The 20,653-nt window shown below is 53.6% G+C and carries 19 protein-coding genes and 1 pseudogene; 15 read left to right on the top strand and 5 right to left on the bottom strand.

Annotation, left to right across the window (positions count from 1 at the left end; translation table 11 throughout):
* Positions 1 to 5: 5 nt before the first annotated feature.
* From ACZ5BW_RS13040 to ACZ5BW_RS13030, 3 genes are all read left to right on the top strand, one after another.
* Positions 6 to 359: a DUF4156 domain-containing protein gene (locus tag ACZ5BW_RS13040; protein WP_074704996.1), complete on the top strand. Its 354-nt coding sequence runs from the start codon at positions 6 to 8 to the stop codon at positions 357 to 359.
* A 67-nt stretch (positions 360 to 426) separates the two neighbouring features.
* Positions 427 to 795: a thiol-disulfide oxidoreductase DCC family protein gene (locus ACZ5BW_RS13035; protein ID WP_464540626.1), complete on the top strand. Its 369-nt coding sequence runs from the start codon at positions 427 to 429 to the stop codon at positions 793 to 795.
* A gap of 204 nt (positions 796 to 999) precedes the next feature.
* Positions 1,000 to 1,278 carry a type II toxin-antitoxin system RelB/DinJ family antitoxin gene (locus ACZ5BW_RS13030; protein WP_464540623.1) on the top strand — a complete coding sequence of 93 codons (279 nt, stop codon included), beginning with the start codon at positions 1,000 to 1,002 and terminating at the stop codon, positions 1,276 to 1,278.
* 204 nt (positions 1,279 to 1,482) lie between these two features.
* On the opposite strand, the gene pyrC is transcribed toward ACZ5BW_RS13030, so the two are convergent.
* Both pyrC and ACZ5BW_RS13020 read right to left on the bottom strand, forming a co-directional pair.
* The gene (gene pyrC, locus ACZ5BW_RS13025) at positions 1,483 to 2,565 is read right to left on the bottom strand and encodes a dihydroorotase (protein ID WP_464540621.1); all 1,083 of its coding nucleotides are present in this window, start codon (positions 2,563 to 2,565) and stop codon (positions 1,483 to 1,485) included.
* A gap of 151 nt (positions 2,566 to 2,716) precedes the next feature.
* Positions 2,717 to 3,895 carry an NAD(P)/FAD-dependent oxidoreductase gene (locus ACZ5BW_RS13020; RefSeq protein WP_464540618.1) on the bottom strand — a complete coding sequence of 393 codons (1,179 nt, stop codon included), beginning with the start codon at positions 3,893 to 3,895 and terminating at the stop codon, positions 2,717 to 2,719.
* 339 nt (positions 3,896 to 4,234) lie between these two features.
* Between ACZ5BW_RS13020 and ACZ5BW_RS13015 the strand changes: the two genes are divergently transcribed.
* From ACZ5BW_RS13015 to rng, 9 genes are all read left to right on the top strand, one after another.
* Positions 4,235 to 4,891, top strand: coding sequence for a hypothetical protein (locus ACZ5BW_RS13015; RefSeq protein ID WP_464540615.1), 657 nt, complete (start codon positions 4,235 to 4,237; stop codon positions 4,889 to 4,891).
* Between the two features lie 189 nt (positions 4,892 to 5,080).
* A complete protein-coding gene (gene folD, locus ACZ5BW_RS13010; RefSeq protein WP_464540613.1) occupies positions 5,081 to 5,947 on the top strand; it encodes a bifunctional methylenetetrahydrofolate dehydrogenase/methenyltetrahydrofolate cyclohydrolase FolD in 867 nt (288 codons plus the stop codon).
* A gap of 48 nt (positions 5,948 to 5,995) precedes the next feature.
* Positions 5,996 to 8,665: a pyruvate dehydrogenase (acetyl-transferring), homodimeric type gene (aceE, locus tag ACZ5BW_RS13005; protein ID WP_464540610.1), complete on the top strand. Its 2,670-nt coding sequence runs from the start codon at positions 5,996 to 5,998 to the stop codon at positions 8,663 to 8,665.
* A 73-nt stretch (positions 8,666 to 8,738) separates the two neighbouring features.
* On the top strand, positions 8,739 to 10,091 hold the full coding sequence (gene aceF / locus ACZ5BW_RS13000; protein WP_464540607.1) for a dihydrolipoyllysine-residue acetyltransferase: 1,353 nt from the start codon (positions 8,739 to 8,741) through the stop codon (positions 10,089 to 10,091).
* A gap of 104 nt (positions 10,092 to 10,195) precedes the next feature.
* Positions 10,196 to 10,882, top strand: coding sequence for a nicotinate-nucleotide adenylyltransferase (gene nadD / locus ACZ5BW_RS12995; RefSeq protein WP_464540605.1), 687 nt, complete (start codon positions 10,196 to 10,198; stop codon positions 10,880 to 10,882).
* Entirely contained in the window at positions 10,879 to 11,355 is a 477-nt protein-coding gene (rsfS, locus tag ACZ5BW_RS12990; protein ID WP_464540603.1) for a ribosome silencing factor, read from the top strand. Before nadD ends, rsfS begins: the two co-directional genes overlap by 4 nt.
* A 118-nt stretch (positions 11,356 to 11,473) precedes the next feature.
* Entirely contained in the window at positions 11,474 to 11,944 is a 471-nt protein-coding gene (rlmH, locus tag ACZ5BW_RS12985) for a 23S rRNA (pseudouridine(1915)-N(3))-methyltransferase RlmH (protein ID WP_464540601.1), read from the top strand.
* A 50-nt stretch (positions 11,945 to 11,994) separates the two neighbouring features.
* Positions 11,995 to 12,618, top strand: a complete 624-nt coding sequence (locus ACZ5BW_RS12980) for a Maf family protein (RefSeq protein WP_464540599.1) — start codon at positions 11,995 to 11,997, stop codon at positions 12,616 to 12,618.
* 24 nt (positions 12,619 to 12,642) lie between these two features.
* Positions 12,643 to 14,094 carry a ribonuclease G gene (gene rng, locus ACZ5BW_RS12975; RefSeq protein ID WP_464540596.1) on the top strand — a complete coding sequence of 484 codons (1,452 nt, stop codon included), beginning with the start codon at positions 12,643 to 12,645 and terminating at the stop codon, positions 14,092 to 14,094.
* On the opposite strand, the gene ACZ5BW_RS12970 is transcribed toward rng, so the two are convergent.
* Positions 14,087 to 14,908: a PEP-CTERM/exosortase system-associated acyltransferase gene (locus tag ACZ5BW_RS12970; RefSeq protein ID WP_464540594.1), complete on the bottom strand. Its 822-nt coding sequence runs from the start codon at positions 14,906 to 14,908 to the stop codon at positions 14,087 to 14,089. The genes rng and ACZ5BW_RS12970 overlap by 8 nt on opposite strands.
* A 601-nt stretch (positions 14,909 to 15,509) precedes the next feature.
* Here ACZ5BW_RS12970 and ACZ5BW_RS12965 point away from each other — a divergent pair.
* Positions 15,510 to 15,872 (top strand): annotated as a pseudogene (locus tag ACZ5BW_RS12965) (integrase core domain-containing protein); the annotation flags it as partial.
* Positions 15,873 to 16,071: 199 nt separating this feature from the next.
* Here ACZ5BW_RS12965 and ACZ5BW_RS12960 read toward each other — a convergent pair.
* The gene (locus tag ACZ5BW_RS12960; protein ID WP_464540592.1) at positions 16,072 to 16,848 is read right to left on the bottom strand and encodes an outer membrane lipoprotein-sorting protein; all 777 of its coding nucleotides are present in this window, start codon (positions 16,846 to 16,848) and stop codon (positions 16,072 to 16,074) included.
* Between the two features lie 69 nt (positions 16,849 to 16,917).
* Here ACZ5BW_RS12960 and ACZ5BW_RS12955 point away from each other — a divergent pair, with 69 nt between their 5' ends.
* Together ACZ5BW_RS12955 and ACZ5BW_RS12950 are read left to right on the top strand one after the other, a co-directional pair.
* Positions 16,918 to 17,634: an ABC transporter ATP-binding protein gene (locus ACZ5BW_RS12955; protein ID WP_464540590.1), complete on the top strand. Its 717-nt coding sequence runs from the start codon at positions 16,918 to 16,920 to the stop codon at positions 17,632 to 17,634.
* 286 nt (positions 17,635 to 17,920) lie between these two features.
* On the top strand, positions 17,921 to 19,351 hold the full coding sequence (locus ACZ5BW_RS12950; RefSeq protein ID WP_464540588.1) for a DUF1302 family protein: 1,431 nt from the start codon (positions 17,921 to 17,923) through the stop codon (positions 19,349 to 19,351).
* 88 nt (positions 19,352 to 19,439) lie between these two features.
* Here the strand turns inward: ACZ5BW_RS12950 and ACZ5BW_RS12945 are convergent, their stop codons facing one another.
* On the bottom strand, positions 19,440 to 20,651 hold the full coding sequence (locus ACZ5BW_RS12945; RefSeq protein WP_464540586.1) for an ABC transporter permease: 1,212 nt from the start codon (positions 20,649 to 20,651) through the stop codon (positions 19,440 to 19,442).
* Between the last annotated feature and the right edge of the window lie 2 nt (positions 20,652 to 20,653).

Here is a 20,653-nt window from a genome sequence, read left to right as displayed (position 1 = left end):
AATAGATGGTCACGAGAAGGATGATCGCCTTGCCGGGCCTGCTGTCAGTGGTTTTGTTTGCCGGCTGTTCGGCGATTTCAACGACACCGGAGGGCAGATCCGTTGAGCTTGTCACAGAAAAACCCAGCGGTAATTGCAAGCCGCTGGGTGACGCGGTCGGCTCCCAGGGTAACTGGATTACCGGCGACTACACTTCGAATGAGAACCTCCTCATCGGCGCCAGAAATGACCTGCGCAACAGGGCTGCGAAAATGGGTGGAAACTACGTCTGGGTGCAGAACTCCGCCAATACGAATGCATGGGGCAGCAAGGGCACGACAAACACGACAGTGCTGGGTGTCGTTTATCGCTGCGAATGATTCCTCGCACCTGCGTCCCGGATACTTTAGCCTGAATTTACTACTATGTAGACAGAGCGCCGCGTAAATGTCCAGCAAGGTTTACTATAACAGTGCATGTCCCGTCTGCAATGCGGGCATAAAAGAGCAGCGCCGCCGTATGGAAGCATGCGATATCAAGGACATTGAATGGGTCGATGTGCACGCGCACCCGGAAGCCGTTGCAGAAGTAGATGCTTCGCTGGAGCAGGTGCGCGAGCGGCTGCACGTAAAAAGACAGGATGGCCGGATTGACGTAGGCGTGGATGCCTTCACGCAACTCTGGTCACAAACACCGGGGCAGCACTGGCTGGCGAGGCTTTTTCGGTTGCCCGTGCTCCGGCAGCTTTCACACCTCGCATACAACGCTTTTGCCGGAAGGTTGTACCGATGGAATCGCGCCAAGAAACACTGGTAGGCCACAAGCACGCGAGTCAATCCACAGGGAAGTGTCAGCGATATAACGAATCAGTGCTTGCTCGAAAGCTGGTTTTCCCTGAAGGACTGGAAGTTTAGGGATAAGCAGGAGGTAACGCCGAGTCGCTTTAGAGGTCTTTAGTTATTGAAATACAATGTTGCGTTTGCGATACAATGTATCTCAAAGATTAGAGAGGAGCTTATCATGGCTACAACCACAATGATTCACGTTCGCGTGGACGAACAGATAAAGGCACAAGCGACTGAAGCACTCGCCTCGATGGGGCTTTCCGTCTCTGACGCCGTGCGGGTATTCCTGACACGCGTCGCAGCGGACAAGGAATTGCCCTTCACGTTAAAAGCGCCAAATAGCGAAACACGTGACGCGATGAGCGAGGCTAATGAGATTAGCCAGGCTCGCCGCGCTCGTTTCAGCACTGCTGCTGAGCTCTTTGATGACCTCGAAAAGAACATCCAGAAGTAAACGAGCATCACTGCCCCGTGTTATCGACTATACCAAAGCGTTTCTTAAAGATTGGGAAAGACTCTCGCGCTCTGGTCGGTATGATATGAACCGGTTAAAAGAAGCGATGATGCGCCTGGTCGCCAATGACGCTCCTTTGGACAGGAAACAGTTCACGCAGCTATTTCCTGATCAGGAAAGTTTGGTGAAAATTCTGTTTCGACGCTAATTCTCGTTTTTACCCAGGATCCAGGTAACGTTTTCCCCGGCCCGGAATGGAATCAGGCTTTCGTCGCCAAATTCCAGTTGCGCAGGCACACGCCAGCTTTCCTTCTTCAATGTAATCCTGTTCCGGTTGCGTGGCAACCGGTAGAAATCCGCGCCATGAAAACTGGCAAAGGCTTCCAGTTTTTCCAGCGCACCCGCCTGTTCGAACGCTTCCGCATAAAGCTCGATCGCTGCGTGAGCAGTATAGATACCGGCGCAGCCGCAGGCGTTTTCCTTGGCCGATTGCGCGTGCGGGGCGCTATCGGTACCGAGGAAAAATTTCGGATTGCCGCTGGTAGCGGCCTCGATCAGCTTCTGCCGGTGGGTTTCCCGCTTGAGGACGGGCAGGCAATAGTGGTGAGGTCGAATACCGCCTTGAAAAAGGGCATTCCGGCTGATCAGGAGGTGGTGCGCGGTGATGGTGGCTGCGATAGTTTCCGGTGCGCTGATGACAAACTCTACCGCTTCCCGCGTGGTGATATGCTCGAATACTACGCGTAGTTGCGGAAAGCGCCGGGTCAACGGGATCAGCACCCGTTCAAGAAAGACTTTTTCCCTGTCGAATACATCCACATCCGGATCGGTCACCTCACCGTGCACCAGCAGGGGCATATCCGCTTGCTCCATGGCTTCCAAAGTTTCATGGCACTTGGCAATGTCGGTAACTCCGGCTGCGGAGTTTGTGGTTGCACCGGCAGGATAGTATTTGATGCCGTAGATTGCTCCGCTTCTTTTTGCTTCGATGATTTCCGAAGGGGAGGTGTTATCGGTCAGGTAGAGGGTCATCAGCGGTTGAAAACGCACGCCGTGCGGCAGGGCTGCAAGAAGTCGCTCGCGATACGCCAGCGCTATTTGCGTGGTGACGACGGGAGGCTTGAGGTTGGGCATGACGATTGCACGAGCAAAGCGGCGGGCAGTGTCCGGCAGCACCGCCCGCATGTGCTCGCCGTCGCGGAGATGCAGGTGGAAGTCATCCGGGCGGGTAAGCGTGAAGGTATTCAAGATAGCTGCGGCACCTGTTTTTTTCGGGAAAAATGCCATGAATTTCCCATTGAAGACTCAAGCAGACTCAAGTTTGCTATTCCCGGAATACATCATTGGAAATTGCAGGAGGGGCAAGCGAAGCACACCCTCGCAGCAAATGATGGTCCGGGTCCCAGCCTCCCCCCATCCTGCGCTACTGTTTCCTGTTCTAGTCCTTGATGCGGCCTAGCAGCGTCTCGCTCGTGCAGGGTTTCTTTTCGGCAATCAACTCGGTGGCGGCACCTACCTGTCCCCAGGTATTCCAGAGCAGGACACCGCGTACGAGCCCATCGCGCAGGTAATAAATCACGCCTTTGCGGAAGGGCTCTACCCAATCTTCGATAATATCGAGACTGGAATCGAGTTCACCGACTGCTTCATAGCCAAGATCAAACAGGTCGGAATAAAAGAAGGGCTGGTGATGATAGGGCTCGGAGTTCCCTGCCATGTTTCGTCCCGCCGCTTCTCCCATCATGTTTGCGTTGTCTTCATGCTCGACCCGCATGCGCTGGTCGAGCAAGGGGCTATAGAAGTTGGCGACGTCGCCGGCGGCATAGATATCGGGATTGCTGCTGCGTAGGAATTCATCCACCACGACGCCGTTGTCAACCGCGAGCCCGGCCTGGACAGCCAGTTCCGTGTTAGGAAGAATACCCAGTCCTGCCACTACTCCATCAGCGGAAATCTCGGTTCCACTCCCCGTGGCAACAACTTTTTTGGTCCCATCCGTCCTGATCGAAGTGACAGTTTCGGAGGCGAGCACGGTTACACCCTTTTCGCGATAGTAGGAATTCAGGAATTCGACGAGGGATTGCGGATAAATACGCGAGCTGATACCGTGCTCCGGAAAGATCATGGTGACCCGTTTATCATTCATGGCGAGTGCGGCAGCAATCTCCGAACCGATGAAGCCGCCGCCGATCACGATAAAATCCGAACCCTGATTGCTCAATTCCCGCAGTTTGAGGTAATCGTCCGCCGTCCGATAGTAGATTATCCCGCTGTCGAAATGGGGAAAGCGGCGCACCTCGCCCCCCGTGGCAAGCAAAAGTTTTTCATAGGCGTAGACGTTGCCTGCATTGTCCGTAGCCGTCTTGTTTGCAGGATCCAACGCCACTATTTTTTTTCCGAGATGCATGGCGACGTTCAGCCCATGCTCGCTTCGCCAGATCGAATCATAGGGTGAGTCCTTCCATAGCGCCTTGGAAAGGGGGGGGCGGTTGTAGGGACGATGCAACTCCTCCCCGATGACGGCGATTGCGCCATCGGGATCAATCTTACGGATACCGTGTACAGCAGAATCGGCGGTCATTCCGCCCCCGACAATAAGGTATTTATGGTGTTTCATGTTGGTTTCCTTTGCAGGTATATGAAGCGCAGGTTAAAAATTGACCCGTTGTTATGTTCCGAAACCTTTTGTGTGACAATGTTGCGCGTAGAGAGCGGAACTCTGTAATAGCGAACCTATCCAATAAAATCGGAAACTTCATAAAACCTATGTAAACTTTTATCCCTCTTCAAGAGGAAATTGCCGGTGCATGCAAGGATAGGCCGGCAGCAGGGCAAGTCCCATTGCCCGATAGATCGCAGAGAGGCTGTGCCTCATTATTCAACAATCCTCACGCCAGTATATAATGGGTTCCTCCATGAATTCAAAGCCAAGCTGGGCATGTCCGGAAATTGAACGATGACTGAAGTGAAAACGGATTCAGAAGCAAGCACGATTGATATGTGCGTACAACACGCACGCGAGATACTGGCGTCCCAACTCCCGCAAGTTAAAGACAAAGGGTATGATTTTGCGCCTCTTTTCAGGCAGATGACCATCCAGTTATATCTGGTGGGCGTGATGTGGCGGTGCAGCGAAAGACTCGGAGTGGCGGGAGATGCTCGCGATCATGCCTTTGAAGCGATGCAATCCATGTTCATAGCCGATGGCATGAAAAAGAAAGAAGCTCAACAGCGTATCGTGTTCCTGCGCAACATGTCGCGGGTGGAAGACGGAACAGACACTCTTGCCGTATCGACCGGCTATGAGGCGGTTCCGAACGATGACAGCATGGTGCGCCTTTTTGATGAGTACCGCAACGAGGCGCGGGTTTCCGGTTCGCTATGGCGCCTTTTTGAGCGCGGTAAAAAGATCATGTTTATCGGCGGTGCAGTGGCGGCCTTTATAACGATCTGGGTCGTAACCATCTTTCTACCGAAAACCGAGGGAATCGACATACTGGCAGCCGGCCTTCTGGCTGCCACGCTAGTTGTCGTTCCGACATTTCTGGTCGGGCTGTTGATTTATCGGACGAAGATGAAAAAATCCAACCCCCCTGCGTCTTCGCAATCATGATTGGACGAAGAGGCATGCTTATGTGGCGGGGCACAGTTTCCAAATCAGGGTTCTGGTGAGCCAGTCTGCTTTGGGCGCCTATGAGCGAATGCGGGGTTTCGTAGGATATACAGCCAGGGTGAAAGATACGAACAGGCAAGGCATCATCCGTCATCTGCTCGTTCCCTGGCCTGCCGCGTCACAATCACAATGAGCGCGAAGATCATCGATGGCAAGAGACTGAGCCAGGAGGTGAAGGCGGAGTGTCAGGCGCGGGCAGCGCGCCTGGCGGAAAAAGGTACCCAGCCGGGGCTGGCCGTGGTTATCGTGGGAGACAATCCGGCTTCCTCTGTGTATGTGCGAAACAAGGCCAAGGCCTGCAGCGAAACGAGCATCTATTCCGAAATCCATGAGTTCGCGGAAAGCACTACCGAGGAGGAGGTGATAAGGCGTATCCAGGAACTGAACAGGGACGCCAAAATCCACGGCATCCTCGTCCAACTGCCGCTGCCTCGACATTTTGACAGCAGTAAAGTCATCGCATCTGTCGCCGTGGAAAAAGACGTGGATGGCTTCCATCTTTATAATGTAGGCGCACTTGTAACCGGTAGCAGCATTTTTCCGCCTTGCACGCCCAACGGCGTGATGAAAATGCTGGAAAAATATGATATCCCGATTGAAGGGCAGCATGCGGTAATAGTAGGCCGCAGTAATATCGTCGGCAAACCGATGGCGCTGATGCTGCTGCACAAAGGCGCAACCGTTACCATCTGTACGTCCAGGACGCGGAACCTGTGGGAACACACCAGCCGCGCCGATATTCTGGTAGTTGCCGCTGGGAAGCCGCGTATGATCACTGCTTCCATGGTGAAACCTGGAGCGACAGTAATAGACGTCGGCATCAACCGCCTGCCTGACGGAAAACTGGCGGGGGACGTGGACTTTGAATCGGTCAAGGAAAAGGCGGGTTATATCACGCCTGTGCCGGGAGGAGTGGGACCAATGACCATAGCGATGCTGTTGTGCAACACCGTTGTAGCCGCGGAGCAGGCACACGTCCGGCTGCAGGGGAGCTAATCCCCCTCTATCATATTGGGCAAGCGCCCGACAATTTCGAGACAAGACATGGAACCTATACCCGATATAGATCCTACTGAAACGCAGGAATGGCTGGAGGCGCTGGAATCCGTCTTGACGCACGAGGGGACGGAGCGGGCACACTACCTGCTGGAGAGGCTGGTGGAAAAAGCGCGCCGCTCAGGCGCCTATCTTCCCTATAGCGCCACCACAGCCTATATCAATACCATTCCTCCAGGAAAGGAGGAGCGGTCGCCGGGTAATCATGCGCTGGAGCATCGCATCCGTTCCTATGTGCGCTGGAATTCCATGGCCATGGTGTTGCGCGCCAACAGGAACTCCAATGTGGGGGGGCATATTGCCAGCTTTGCCTCGGCCGCTACGCTATATGATGTAGGCTACAACCATTTCTGGCATGCCAGGTCGGAGAATCACGGCGGCGACCTGATATTCGCACAGGGACATTCGTCGCCCGGTCTTTACGCCTATGCTTTTCTGCTGGGAGAGCTGACAGAGGAGCAACTCAATAATTTCCGGCGGGAGGTAGGTGGAAAGGGATTGTCTTCCTATCCGCATCCGTGGCTGATGCCTGACTTCTGGCAGTTCCCGACGGTATCAATGGGACTTGGGCCGCTGATGGCGATATATCAGGCGCGCTTCATGAAGTATCTGGACAGCCGCGGACTGGTCAAGACGGAGGGCCGCAAGGTCTGGGCCTTCATGGGTGACGGAGAAATGGATGAGCCCGAATCAATGGGTGCCATCTCGCTTGGTTCACGCGAGAATCTGGATAATCTGATTTTTGTCATCAATTGCAACCTTCAACGTCTCGACGGACCGGTGCGTGGGAATGGCAAGATCATTCAGGAACTGGAAGCCGCGTTTCGCGGGTCCGGCTGGAATGTCATCAAGGTAATCTGGGGCTCATACTGGGACCCGTTACTTGCCAAGGACACCAAGGGATTGCTGCAGCAACGCATGATGGAATGCGTGGATGGCCAATATCAGACTTTCAAGTCACGAGACGGCGCCTATGTGCGTGAACATTTCTTCGGCAAATATCCGGAACTCCTCGAAATGGTGGCGAATATGTCCGACGATGACATATGGCGCCTGAACCGGGGCGGACACGACCCGCATAAGGTCTATGCCGCGTATTCAGCGGCGGTGAAGCACAAGGGCCAGCCCACCGTAATCCTCGCCAAGACGATCAAGGGTTACGGGATGGGTGAAGCGGGCGAAGCCCAGAATATCACTCATCAGCAGAAAAAGATGGGTACCACTTCACTCAAAGCGTTTCGTGACCGTTTCGGCCTGCCGATTAGCGATGATGAGATCGACTCGGTACCCTACCTGAAATTCGATAAGGATTCGTCGGAATCCGTCTACATGCACCAGCGGCGCGAGGCATTGGGAGGCTTCATCCACCGCCGCCAGCGCACAGCCGAGCCCTTGCAGATACCACCGCTGTCCGCCTTCGATACATTGCTCAAGGCAAGCGGTGAGGGAAGAGAATCTTCCACCACCATGGCTTTTGTGCGCATCCTCAATATCCTCATAAAAGACAAGAACATCGGCAAGCGGGTCGTGCCGATTGTGGCGGACGAGTCGCGCACCTTCGGCATGGAAGGCATGTTCCGGCAACTGGGCATCTGGTCTTCCACCGGTCAGCTCTACACGCCCGAGGATGCCGAGCAACTGATGTACTACAAGGAAGACAAGAACGGCCAGATCCTGCAGGAAGGCATCAATGAGGCGGGGGCCATGTCGTCATGGATGTCCGCGGCAACCGCCTACAGTTCTCATGGCGTGCAGATGATCCCGTTCTACATTTACTATTCGATGTTCGGCTTCCAGCGCGTGGGGGATCTGTGCTGGGCGGCGGGAGACATGCGCTGCCGCGGCTTCCTGCTGGGCGGCACTGCCGGCCGCACCACGCTGAATGGCGAGGGGTTGCAGCACGAGGACGGCCACAGCCATCTGGCGGCATCGACTGTTCCCAATTGCATATCCTATGACCCGACCTTTGCCTACGAGCTTGCAGTCATTATCCGGGATGGTCTGCGCCGCATGTACGAAATGCAGGAGGATGTCTATTACTACATCACGGTGATGAACGAAAACTATTCGCACCCGGAAATGCCTGCGGGGGCGGAGGAAGGAATTCTGAAGGGCATGTACCTGTTCCGTGAAGGCAAGCCGGCAGGGGAAAAGGGTTCCGGGTTGCGGGTTCAATTGCTCGGGTCCGGCACCATTCTGCGCGAGGTGATCGCCGCGGCTGAAATACTGGAGAAGGAATTCGGCGTGACTGGTGATATCTGGAGTGTAACGAGCTTTACCCAGTTGAGACGCGAGGCACTGGCGACAACGCGCTGGAACATGCTGCACCCTTCAGAACCGGCAAGGCTGTCGCACGTCAGCACGTGTCTCAAGGACCGGGAAGGTCCAGTGGTGGCGGCTACGGACTATATGAAGATTTTTGCCGACCAGATACGTGAATTTGTTCCTGGGCGATACAAGGTGCTGGGTACAGACGGATTCGGGCGTTCCGATACGCGCGAGCAATTGCGTCGCTTCTTCGAGGTCGACCGTCATTACATTACGATAGCCGCCCTGAAAGCGCTGGCCGAAGATGGCAGAATCGAGGCGGAAACGGTGGCGCAGGCCATAGGCAAATTTGGCCTGGACCCCGATAAACCCAATCCGGCAACCGTATAAGAAGGCGGCATCCTCCTGCTGTGATCATTTCGTTGTTGAAAGCCGGGATTATCAAATACGAGAAGGAAGAGGCGTGGCAGAGACTAGACAGGTATTGATTCCCGATATTGGCGACTTTAAAGACGTTCCCGTAATAGAAGTGCTGGTGAAGCCCGGCGATTCGATCAAGGCGGAAGACTCGTTGATTGTGCTTGAATCGGACAAGGCCACCATAGAAGTGCCTTCTCCCTTTGCCGGCATAATCAAGGAATTATCCGTGAAGGTGGGCGACAAGGTATCGGAAGGTTCGTCCATCCTGACGGTGGAAACTTCAGAAGCGGAGCAGGCGCCGCCCGCTGCGCAACGGGAAGCGGCCCCCGCTCCAACGCCGGCTCCCGCCTCAACCGCTTCTCCATCTGAGCAGCCGCCCCAGCCGGCGGCACAACCTGCCGCGCAACCCCAACCCGCCGCGCAATCCCGACCTTCGGGTTCTTCTCCACGCTCCGCATTCGCTCCTTCCCCGACAGATGAAACTACATTTGCGAAGGCACACGCCAGTCCTTCGGTTCGACGCTTTGCGCGCGAACTTGGCGTGAATCTGGGGCTGGTAAAGGGTAACGGGCCCAAGCAGCGCATCCTCAAGGAAGACGTGCAGGCTTTTGTCAAGGCTGAACTCTCCAGGCCAAGCGGTGGCGGTACCGGGCTCAATCTGCTGCCCTGGCCTCAACCCGATTTTGCGAAATTCGGTCCAGTGGAATTTAAGCCGCTATCGCGGATCAAAAAAATATCCGGGGCGAATCTGCACCGCAACTGGGTCATGATTCCACACGTGACACAGTTTGACGAAGCGGACATCACCGAGCTGGAAGCCCTGCGCAAGGAAACAAATGAATCTTCAAAAGAAGAAGGTGTGAAAGTCACCCTGCTCGCTTTTCTGCTGCGGGCTTCGATAGCGGCCCTAAAGAAGTTTCCCGACTTCAATGCCTCGCTGAACAGTGAAGGCGATGAAATGAATCTCGTGGTCAAGAATTATTACCATCTCGGCTTTGCAGCGGATACACCTCATGGACTGGTGGTCCCCGTGATTCGGGACGTGGACAAGAAGGGAGTGATCGCCATTGCCAAGGAAATGTCTGATCTCGCAGCTTCGGCGCGCGTGGGCAAGCTCAAACCCACCGATATGCAGGGAGCCAGTTTTACCATTTCCAGCCTGGGGGGCATCGGCGGCACTGCGTTCACGCCCATTATCAACGCACCAGAACTGGCGATTCTCGGTGTTTCGCGCGCAGTGATGAAGCCCGTTTATAGGAATGGTGAATTTGTCCCGCGCCTGATGCTGCCATTATCCCTGTCCTATGATCATAGAGTGATCGACGGTGCGACAGCAGCGCGCTTTACGACATACCTGGTCGAGGTGCTGGCTGATCTGCGTCGTGTGCTGTTGTAAAAAACAGATTATTCAGAGAAGGCGGGGAAGACAGGTGGAGACAGCCGTGGGCGTGTTTTGTCCGCTTGAGCAGCTTCGCATATTCAGCGTTTTTCCCGCCGATAATGAATGATTTCCCTGTTCCTCCGATCGGTGTTTTTGGGGGTACCTTCGATCCCGTTCACTACGGGCACTTGCGAATCGCCGAAGAAATTGCCGAACTGGCCGGCTTGAGGGAAATGCGTTTTGTTCCCGCCGGAATTCCCCGGCTACGCCGCGGTCCGGAAGCATCATTGGAACACAGGGTGGAAATGGTTCGCCTGGCCATCGAGGGAAATTCCCATTTTATTCTCGATGAACGAGAGGTAATACGCGGGGGGGTGAGCTACAGCGTGGATACGTTGCGCGAACTCAGGCAGGAACTGGGGAAGGATGCCGTACTCTGCCTCGTTACCGGAGCGGATGCATTCATAAGGCTGGCCGAGTGGCACAGGTGGCGGGAGTTGTTCGATCTGTGTCATTTCATTATTGCGGCTCGCCCCGGCCATTTGCTTTCCACGGAGGACAGAGCGTCGCCCGGAGCGCTGCCGCAGGAACTGGAAGCGGAATGCAGAGATCGCTGGACATCGAGTGCAGAGAGTCTTAAATATGCATCCGGGGGCTTGATCTTTACTGCGCAGACGACATTGCTGGATATTTCGGCAACGGCTGTCCGCGCGCGCGTCGCTTCGGGGAAAAGTATCCGCTATCTGGTTCCCGAGGATACTCGGGATTATATTGCTGCTAATGATCTGTACCGGGAACAACGATGACGCTGGCCAAATTGATAAAAACCGTTGTTGCAGCGCTGGATGAAATCAAGGCACGCGACGTGGAAGTACTCGATGTCAAGAAACTGACAGCCTTGTTCGATCGGATGATCATCGCCAGCGGGGATTCCACGCGACAGACACGGGCAATTGCGAACAATGTGGTCGAGAAAGTCAAGACGGCGGGCGGCATGGTTTACGGTGTGGAAGGCGAGGATAACGGGGAATGGATATTGGTTGATCTGGGTGACGTCCTGGTGCATGTCATGCAGACCGCGGTGCGCGCCCATTACAACCTTGAGGAGTTGTGGGCACAAGCTGCCAGGATCAATAAAATATCCGAAAGCTCGAGCAGGAAGAAGCCGGCCGCAAGACCGCCTGCTGCTGAAGAGGGGGAGGTCGCACCCGCGACCCCTGCCAGGACCAGAAAAGCCAGAGCCACAAGAGCGAAGACGAATCCGGACGACGAGAAGTGAAGGAAATATGGGAGCGAGTGCCAGTTTCTCCAGTGTGTGAAGTCTCTCGAACAAACTCTTCCCAAAGCACGGACAGATATGTTTTCAGCATGAAATTCCTTCGCATGAAATTCCTTGCATGAAATTCCTCGTTTATGCGGTTGGGCATAAAATGCCGGAGTGGATTGCAGCGGGCTTTCAGGAGTATGTCAAGCGCATGCCACGTGAAGCGGGCATCGAGCTTCTGGAGATCAAACCTGAGAGACGGGACAGCGGCAAAAAAGTGGAACAGTTGCTGACTGCCGAGGGCGCACGTATCCGCGCGCTGCTGCCTTCCAATTGTCGGCTTGTGGCAATGGATGAGCGCGGGAGCCAATGGACTACCGCCAGGCTGGCGCACGCCATTGGCAGCTGGATGAAGGATGGAGGTGATACCGCGTTCCTCATTGGGGGTGCCGACGGGCTGGACCCGACACTCAGGAATGCGGCGAATGAAGTCCTGGCGTTATCTGCCCTGACACTTCCTCATGGGCTGGTTCGAATTCTGTTGGCGGAACAGCTCTACCGCGCGATATCGTTGATCAAGGGTCATCCGTATCATCGCGCATAAAAATAACGACGTAACAGAAGTAACTGCGCTCCCGTAGCATTCATCCTGCCATGACTTTTGTGGAAAATCGCATCTATCTTGCTTCCCGCAGTCCCCGCCGGCAGGAATTATTAAAGCAGATCGGCGTGGATTTCATGGTTTTACCGTTGCGCGAAGCTTTGTCACGGATACCGGATGTGGATGAAACTCCGCTGCCGCAGGAATCGCCGCCGGAGTATGTCGAACGGATTGTGCGCGTTAAAGCGGAAACGGGACGAAAGCGGATGAGCGAGCGAGATTGGGCAGATTTCCCGGTTTTGGGAGCGGATACAGCGGTAGTATTGAACGGCAGAATTTTTGGCAAGCCGGAAAATCCTCTCCACGCAAAGCAAATGCTAGAGGCACTGTCCGGTCAGCTTCATCAAGTTTTGACAGCGGTGGCCGTGGCTGCGGGAAATGGAACCCGGGTTTGCCTGTCCAGGTCGAGTGTCCGGTTCCGCAATCTCAGCGAGCAGGAAATCGATCATTACCTTGCTTGCGGCGAGGCATATGACAAGGCAGGCGCTTATGCAATCCAGGGCAGGGCGGCGGTTTTTATTTCGGAGATTTCCGGCAGTTATAGCGGTGTCGTCGGATTGCCACTGTTTGAAACGGCGCAATTGCTTGAAGAGTCCGGTATAAGAATATTTCAGTGAACCGCAATAAAAGCTGGATCTCTCATGTCCTGTGAAATTCTTATCAATGTTACTCCCCAGGAAACGCGTGTCGCGGTGGTCGAGCACGGCGCTGTCCAGGAGTTGCACATAGAGCGCACCAGCAATTGCGGTATAGTCGGCAATATATACAATGGGCGTGTAATCCGGGTGCTGCCCGGCATGCAGTCCGCTTTCGTGGATATCGGTCTCGACCGCGCTGCCTTTCTCCATCTTGCTGATATCTGGCGCTTGCGGCAGAGCGAAGACGCTGATAAACCGATTGAACAGCTGTTGCACGAGGGAAAAAATATCCTCGTCCAGGTTATCAAGGATTCCATCGGCGCCAAGGGTGCCCGCCTATCGACTCAGGTCAGTATTGCGGGCCGTTTGCTGGTTTATCTGCCACAGGTATCGCATATCGGTATTTCCCAGCGCATCGAGGATGAAACCGAACGGAAGTCGTTGCGTGAAAAACTGAAACATCTGTTACCGGCCGGGGAAAAAGGAGGGTTCATTATCCGTACCGTGGCGGAAGCGGCAAGCGAACAGGATCTGCAAACGGACATCGAGTACCTGCACAAGCTGTGGCGTGACATCAAGGAAAAATCCCTGATCGCCCAACCCGCGCTGCTGTATCAGGACCTGAATCTCAGTTTTCGCGTCTTGCGCGACTTCATCAGTGATGATACGACCCGCATCCTGGTGGATTCGCGTGAGACTTTCCAGAAGATGGCGACCTTTGCACGAGTGTACATGGCCAATGTAGTGGAGCGGCTCGACCATTACGCGGGTGAGCGCCCCTTGTTCGAGTTGTATGGGGTGGAAGATGAAATCGAGAAAGCCCTGGCGAGACGCGTCGACCTGAAGTCCGGCGGCTATTTGATCATTGATCAGACCGAAGCGCTTACCACCATCGATGTGAACACTGGAGGATTCATCGGCGTACGCAGTTTTGACGATACCATTTTCAAAACGAATCTCGAAGCAGCCCAGGTCATTGCGCGCCAACTCCGTCTTCGAAATCTGGGGGGCATTATCATTATCGATTTCATAGACATGGAGAGCGCCGAACACCAGAACGCCGTTCTTGGCGAATTCAAGAAGTCGTTGATGAAAGACCGGACTCACATGACGGTGAATGGTTTCACCGCCCTCGGACTGGTAGAAATGACGCGCAAGCGGACGCGGGAGAGCCTGGCGCACATTTTGTGCGAAACCTGCCCGAGCTGCCAGGGCCGCAGCAAAGTCCGGACGGCCAAGACCATGTGCTATGAAATCCTGCGGGAATTACTGCGGGAGTCCCGTCAGTTCGATGCACGGGAATTCCGCATCGTGGCTTCACAGCAGGTAATCGATCTGTTTCTCGATGAAGAATCCCAAAGCCTGGCGCAACTTGCCGACTTTATCGCCAAACCCATCAGCCTTCAGGTGGAGGGGACGTATACCCAGGAACAATATGACTTGATTCTCATGTAGCAGGTTTCACGGCAATAGTCACCTGAGGTCTGCTCTCCGAATGTTCATTTTCTATCCCGGGCAGGCTGTTTCCCGTTTCCGGAAGGTTCCTTTTTATATCCTCCGCGATAACGTCATAGAGCGGCCGCAGGTTGGGTCTCATACCTTTTATCGTTCCGCTGACACTCATCATTGAGGGAACGCGCATGCCGTGGTGCTCTATGGGACTGCCAATGTATTTGTGGCTGAAGCCCAGCTTGGAGAAGTGGTTGGCGAGCCGTTCCTCTGTCAGGACGAAAACCGTGTCTATCCCATTGAGACGGGCCAACTCGGTTGTTGCGAGGTAGAGTCCGATCGGGATGAACGGAAAGCGGGACTGGGCCCGAGTGCCAAAATCCTCACTGGAAATGCTGACCGGACTATTTTCCTCCCCTTTACGTCGCCGGTAGCCCGTGACAACCGCAAGACGTGAGACCTCTGCGACGTTATCGCGGGGCAGTTTTGTGGGATCGACGATAGATCGGTCCAGCACTGCAGCGCAGGTATTTTCAAAGGGAAGCTTATATTGCGGGTCTCCTGGGCGGCTCCGCACGATTCTGGTACAACCGACAAACTCCTCTGTCTTTACACTGCGCATCAGGATATGCAGTGAGTTAACGTCGTGCTCATCGATTTCCCGCCGATCGGGGCGGATTGATTCAAATTCGAGGTCTTCGCAATAAACCTGATGCCGAATGCGATAAACCTCCTCTTTCAGTGCGTTCGAGAATGCCGGTATGATTTCGAAGTATTGTTTGAAGGCATTGCCCAGATTAAATTTTTCGGGTGAGAACATGTTTCGCCTCTGCAACCGCTTTTTATCTGGCGGAATGGGGGTTGTCAGATCAAGATCATTTGAAAGGTTTGCTAAGGTAGTAAATGACAACCAATTGCCGACCTTTCTGCGACCGGCCGAGATCAGCAGCCGGATTTGGTTTTCTTCGACCAGCCATGCTTCTTCGCGATAAGGATGCAGGGCAATTTATCGGGATAGCATACACTTTTTTGCCAGCTTATATTTCGGTCTGTACTATTTAACGGAACTGAATCAGGTATCTTGAGTATTTTCATTCATTGTTCCCGCATTTTTTCTGTGGGCGTCCTGCGACTCCGAGCAAGACAGCAACGATAAATCAGGCGGTAAGTGGGAGTGAGGGCGGCGGGGACTTGAGTGTTAAAACTGGTAGAGACCGGTTGTTTTCTACGGGAACAGTGATTTCAGCAGGGGATATAGTTCTACCAGGAGGAGGCCTTGGGCAAATGCGAGCAAAAAAGTACTCGTGCTCGATCAGGATTTGGCTCTTCCTGTAATGCTCTTCGTCCGATCTGGGAAATGGAAAAAATTGCGCTCGAAATGTGATAGCAGCGGGGGAAACAGTGCAGAACAGGGCATGGGACTGATCCGTATCCTGACTGACCGTGGCACCGAATACTGCGGGAAACCAGAGATCCATGATTACCAGCTCTACCTGGCGATCAATGACATCGAGCACTCCCGGACCAAGGCCAATCACCCGCAGACCAACGGTATCTGTGAGTGCTTCCACAAGACGATTCTGCAAGAGTTCTACCAGGTGGCGTTTCGCAGAAAAATATATCGCTCAATCGAGGAATGGCAGATGGATCTGGATGACTGGCTGCACAGCTACAATCATGACCGTACCCATCAGGGCAAGATGTGTTGCGGCCGAACACCCATGCAAACATTAATTGACGGAAAGGAGGTGTGGCACGATAAAATCACATTACTGAACAGCTGAATCTGATCTGACACTTCGCACCTCTTAAATCGGGTAACTGTCAGATGAAGTCGCGACTACTACATCTAATGACTGTCAGATCCTGTTTCGATACCCTCAGCCGCGGCGGCGATGTTGGCGATGTCCAGGGAATGGCGCGATGCTTCGCGGGATCATGCAGCCTGCGAATACATCGCACGTTCTCCTGACAACCAGAACATCACTGTTCCAGTTTTTTCAAATAATCCTTAGTAAAGATTTTATCGGGAAGGTCGCGCAGCTTCATCTCTGAATATTCAAGAACCGATTCCTCCTCAGTGCGAAGCGCATCCGTCATCACGAGACGAGTCGGTCGTTGCTTTCCCAGTATCGGTTGAAAGTTTTCATACCGCGCGGTTTTAAGCAAGCGCTCGGACAGCGAGTAGAACTCAGCTTTATATGGCCAAAAATTCGATTGCTGTACCCAGTATAAGACTTTATGATACGTAACCCCCCGGTCAACGCCGATAAGTTCCAGCACGTAATACTTTTCGCCATCGATCGTATCAGTGCGTAATATCCTGGGATTGTAGTCCCCTGAGAAGTTCGCCCGCGCGAGATCCCCATTAGCAACCTGGCCCGTCAGTCTCTGTGACAATGAAAGGCGAATCGGCTGGGAAACCTCAGGCATGAATACCCACAGATCACGCCCCTTCATGAGTAGAATCTGGCCGCGTTCCGCAGCAGGAGTTGTGGTCATCACCACGCTGTTTTCGTTGCCCTTGGATAGAACTCGAAACTTATGCACGTCTTCCGGTTGGCTTGGCGCCGTAGTCGTGACAGTTATGTCGACCTGGAAGCTTTCGCGTGGGAACCGTATCAGGTCCGATTTTTCCAGTATTTCCCGAGGCAGATTCGCATCATTGGGCTGGGCAGATGCGTCAGATTGCGCGGATGCCGAGGTAACAAACAGAGAAAGTAGCGTGACAACGCATTGCAAAGATTTAGATTTTTGCATTTTCGCTCCTATTTATGGATATGCATCACACCCAAGCCTTTCGGGCTTACGCATTTTAGGATAATTTGCATGAACATTGTGTGGCTTGAGCACGTTTTTAAAGAGTACGCCCTGGGTGAGCAGCGCGTCCAGGCACTTAGAGATATTTCGCTGAATGTTGAAAACGGCGCTTTTCTCGCCATAGCAGGCCCTTCCGGTAGCGGCAAATCGACATTGCTGAACCTGATTGGTTGCATTGATACGCCATCGCGCGGAAGAATATTTATCGAAGGTCAGGACGTCAGCGGACAAACACCAGATGAGCTATCGGAACTCAGAGCGCGTACCATTGGTTTTATCTTCCAGACATTCAATCTGTTTCCGGTTCTCTCCGCTCAGGAGAACGTGGAATACCCTTTGCTGCAGCTCAAGGAGTTGAGCGAGACGGAACGCCGTCGCCGCGTTTCCGAATATCTTTCTATTGTTGGTTTGTCAAAGTTTGCCAATCACCGCCCCAATCAGCTTAGCGGAGGCCAGCGGCAGCGGGTAGCGATTGCACGTGCCTTGGCGACACAACCGAAGATTGTGCTAGCGGATGAACCTACCGCTAATCTCGACCATAAAACCGGGGAAGGCATTCTTCAGTTGATGAAAGATATTAACGACAGCTTCAAGACAGCCTTTATTTTTTCCACTCACGACAGACGTGTCATGGAGATGGCAAACCGGCTGATACACATCGAAGACGGGGAGATTCTGCGGCAGGATACGGCAGCGGAAGGAAGAAGCGAAATCATGCCTGGGTAGTATGAGCGATGGAAGACAGGATCCCTGGATGCGGATACAGACACATCGGATGGAGCCAAGACGTCGCATTAAATACCTAGTCCTCCAGGTAGTATCGATTGTTATCTTTTCGCCCGTGCCAAGCTTTGCGGAGGCTCCTGTAATTCCCGGGCTCATCGGGGGGGTCACAAAGCCCTCTCATTCGCCTGTGAAAAACCTGGATGAGGCGCCTTTATCCTTATCCTTGTCCTCATCCATGTCCTCACCTTCAACTCGACAGGTTGGAAAACCAACGGATGAGAGCGATATGGTCGTTGAGAATAGAGCCGGGGCGAATGAGGAGACCAAAGACGAGCCCCTGCTTATGTCTTTGTCCCCATCCCTTTCCTCACTCTCGATCCAACTGCTAACTACGGTCAGTGAGCCTGTTTTAGTGGCACAAGCTAAAGATAACGCGGAAAGCGAATTCACAACCCGTGAGTCGCTATTTGGTGACGATGAACCTCAAAAGAAGAAGCCACCGGAGCCCGTCTGGAAGAAGCTGGTAATGGGCTGGAGAGGTTTTTCTCAATTTGAACTCGCTGATAACTACAGTAGTCCAGAGCATCTTTCCAAAGCCAAGCTACGCACGGAGCTGTCGCGCACGGGCCAATTCAACGAATACATAAAGTGGAAAATAAGCGGCCGATTCGACTACGACGCCGCGTATGACCTATCCAATTTCTATCCACCGGATGTTCGCAGCGATCAACGCTATGAGTTCTTTGTGCGTGAGAATTATCTGGACATTTCCGCTGGCGATTTCGATTTTCGTCTTGGCCGTCAACACGTAATATGGGGAGAGATGGTGGGCCTGTTTTTTGCCGATGTCGTATCAGCCAAAGACATGCGCGAGTTCCTCCTGCCGGCCTTCGATATTTTGCGCATTCCCCAGTGGGCGGGGCGCGCGGAATATTCGAAGAATGACACTCATGCTGAACTGCTGTGGATTCCTGTACCCACTCTTGACGAAATCGGCAAGCCGGGTGCAGATTATTACCCAGGCCCGCTACGAGGAATCGCCTCTTATCTGCCCGAAGATCGTTCTGGACGCAATGTGGAGAACTCGAATTATGGAATACGGTTATCCCAGCTCATAAAGGGCTGGGATATTTCCGCCTTCTATTACCATAGTCTCGATGCTGCTTCCACGTTTTACAGGGTTAGCGGACCGACCGAGCCACTGGTCTTTCAACCGCGCCACGATGTAATAGACCAGGCAGGCGCAACTCTTACAAAAGATTTTGGTTCTGTTGTATTGAAGGGCGAATTGGTCTATACGGATGGGCGAAAGTTTAACGTCTTTCGGCCGAGCGCGGTGGATGGATTAGCCAAGCAAAATACGCTCGACTACGCACTTGGTCTTGATTTCAGCTTGCCGGCTGACACGCGCCTGAATTTGCAGTTTTTCCAGCGCGTGTTTTTTGCCCACGACCGCGATAGCTTTACAGACAGCGTGGAGAATGGCGCCAGCATTTTTCTTCACGTTAAGCCTTGGCCCAAATGGGAGACACAAGCACTGCTGGTCCACAGCCTGAACCGGAGTGACTGGATGTTTCGCCCGCGCATCTCATGGAACTTCGAGAAGAATTGGCGATGGGCATTGGGCGCAGACGTTTTAAGTGGGGAGCCGACAGGCTTTTTCGGTCGTTTTGAGCACAATGATCGTGTATACACGGAAATGCGCTACTCATTCTGATCTTCTTGCTGCCATCACCTCCCGACCGTAGCAACACGGGCAACAGCGCAAAGGTGTCGAAGTAGATGGCACGATCCTTGCGCCGTGATCAGAGATTCTGCCGCAGTGCCTCAACCACCTGAACACGGGAAACATGTCTTGCAGGAAAGACAGCGGCGAGTACGGTTGCCAGGATTCCAATGGAAAAAGATATCAGCAGAGTGGAGGGAACAACCTGGATATGCGCGATGTAGCCCATGTTGGCATTGGGCGGCGGCGGCATCGGAATCCCGATTGCAGATATAATCAATGCCAGCACCACCCCGACGGCAAGCCCAATGGTGCTGCCCAAGACGCCGAGCAATGCGTTTTCAATCATGATCATGCGAAAGATATCACTGCTGCGGTTGCCAAGCGCCATCATCGTACCAAACTCTCCCATTCGCTCGAAAATGCTCATGTTCACGCTGTTGGCTACACTGAGTAGAACCATGACAAGAATGACAAGTTGCAGCACACCGAATTGGTCTTTGTACAGCTCTACCGTTTTTTCGTAGAAATCATTCAGTTCGACCCAGGTCTTGATTTCCAATCCGAAAGGTCCAAGCTGCTCCTTCAGCAGAGTGGCGATGCGGCCGGTATCGTCGGTTTTTTTGAGCGTTACAACGAGTGCGTTTACGTCCCGGGTGCCAAGTAATTCCTGCGAGGCTGCTAAAGGGATTTTTATCGCTCGCGCATCGTAATCATTGGAGAAACTCTGAAATACTCCAATCACCTCCAGATCGATACTGTTCAGGGCGCCTTCAAGAGTATTTGCCAACAGTGTGACGTCATCCCCCGGTTTCAATTTCAACCCTTGCGCGACACCCTGTCCAAGTAGCACACCGAAAGTATCCTTGTCCTCGAGTTGGCGTCCGGCGATGATCGAAACAGAGCTTCCCAGTCTTGCTTCTTGCGCTGGTTCCACGCCTTCGCCGATGATGGGCAAATCGCTGCGGCCGTTGCTAAGAAGGCCGGAGAAGTTCAACCGCGCCATCACATTTTCGACACCCGTCTGGGCAGCGATGCGTTGTTTGATCGCATCCGGATCGGCAATCAAATACCTTTCAGGGGCACGGGTTCCTTCAGCAAAAAAACCTTTTTTATAGACTTGCAAATGCCCTGATTGAGAATGAATCAGGGCCTCTGACAGGGTCACGAAAACGTCATTCACCCAGCCCCCGGCAAGAATAAGGCCTGCGACTCCAGCCATGATGGCTACCAGCGTCATCGCGGTATGCGACTTTTGCCGAAAAACACTGCGTAGGGCAAGCTTGAACATCG

The sequence above is a fragment of the Nitrosospira sp. TNL300 genome, assembly GCF_055385915.1.
The sequence above is the reverse complement of the archived record's forward strand: the minus strand, read 5'-3'. Positions and strand labels throughout refer to the sequence as shown.

Coding starts and splice junctions, on each gene's coding strand:
- ACZ5BW_RS13040 (WP_074704996.1), top strand. CDS start 6: ATGGTCACGAGAAGGATGATCGCCTTGCCGGGCCTGCTGTCAGTGGTT.
- ACZ5BW_RS13035 (WP_464540626.1), top strand. CDS start 427: ATGTCCAGCAAGGTTTACTATAACAGTGCATGTCCCGTCTGCAATGCG.
- ACZ5BW_RS13030 (WP_464540623.1), top strand. CDS start 1,000: ATGGCTACAACCACAATGATTCACGTTCGCGTGGACGAACAGATAAAG.
- pyrC (WP_464540621.1), bottom strand. CDS start 2,565: ATGGCATTTTTCCCGAAAAAAACAGGTGCCGCAGCTATCTTGAATACC.
- ACZ5BW_RS13020 (WP_464540618.1), bottom strand. CDS start 3,895: ATGAAACACCATAAATACCTTATTGTCGGGGGCGGAATGACCGCCGAT.
- ACZ5BW_RS13015 (WP_464540615.1), top strand. CDS start 4,235: ATGACTGAAGTGAAAACGGATTCAGAAGCAAGCACGATTGATATGTGC.
- folD (WP_464540613.1), top strand. CDS start 5,081: ATGAGCGCGAAGATCATCGATGGCAAGAGACTGAGCCAGGAGGTGAAG.
- aceE (WP_464540610.1), top strand. CDS start 5,996: ATGGAACCTATACCCGATATAGATCCTACTGAAACGCAGGAATGGCTG.
- nadD (WP_464540605.1), top strand. CDS start 10,196: ATGAATGATTTCCCTGTTCCTCCGATCGGTGTTTTTGGGGGTACCTTC.
- rsfS (WP_464540603.1), top strand. CDS start 10,879: ATGACGCTGGCCAAATTGATAAAAACCGTTGTTGCAGCGCTGGATGAA.
- rlmH (WP_464540601.1), top strand. CDS start 11,474: ATGAAATTCCTCGTTTATGCGGTTGGGCATAAAATGCCGGAGTGGATT.
- ACZ5BW_RS12980 (WP_464540599.1), top strand. CDS start 11,995: ATGACTTTTGTGGAAAATCGCATCTATCTTGCTTCCCGCAGTCCCCGC.
- rng (WP_464540596.1), top strand. CDS start 12,643: ATGTCCTGTGAAATTCTTATCAATGTTACTCCCCAGGAAACGCGTGTC.
- ACZ5BW_RS12970 (WP_464540594.1), bottom strand. CDS start 14,908: ATGTTCTCACCCGAAAAATTTAATCTGGGCAATGCCTTCAAACAATAC.
- ACZ5BW_RS12960 (WP_464540592.1), bottom strand. CDS start 16,848: ATGCAAAAATCTAAATCTTTGCAATGCGTTGTCACGCTACTTTCTCTG.
- ACZ5BW_RS12955 (WP_464540590.1), top strand. CDS start 16,918: ATGAACATTGTGTGGCTTGAGCACGTTTTTAAAGAGTACGCCCTGGGT.
- ACZ5BW_RS12950 (WP_464540588.1), top strand. CDS start 17,921: ATGGTCGTTGAGAATAGAGCCGGGGCGAATGAGGAGACCAAAGACGAG.
- ACZ5BW_RS12945 (WP_464540586.1), bottom strand. CDS start 20,651: ATGTTCAAGCTTGCCCTACGCAGTGTTTTTCGGCAAAAGTCGCATACC.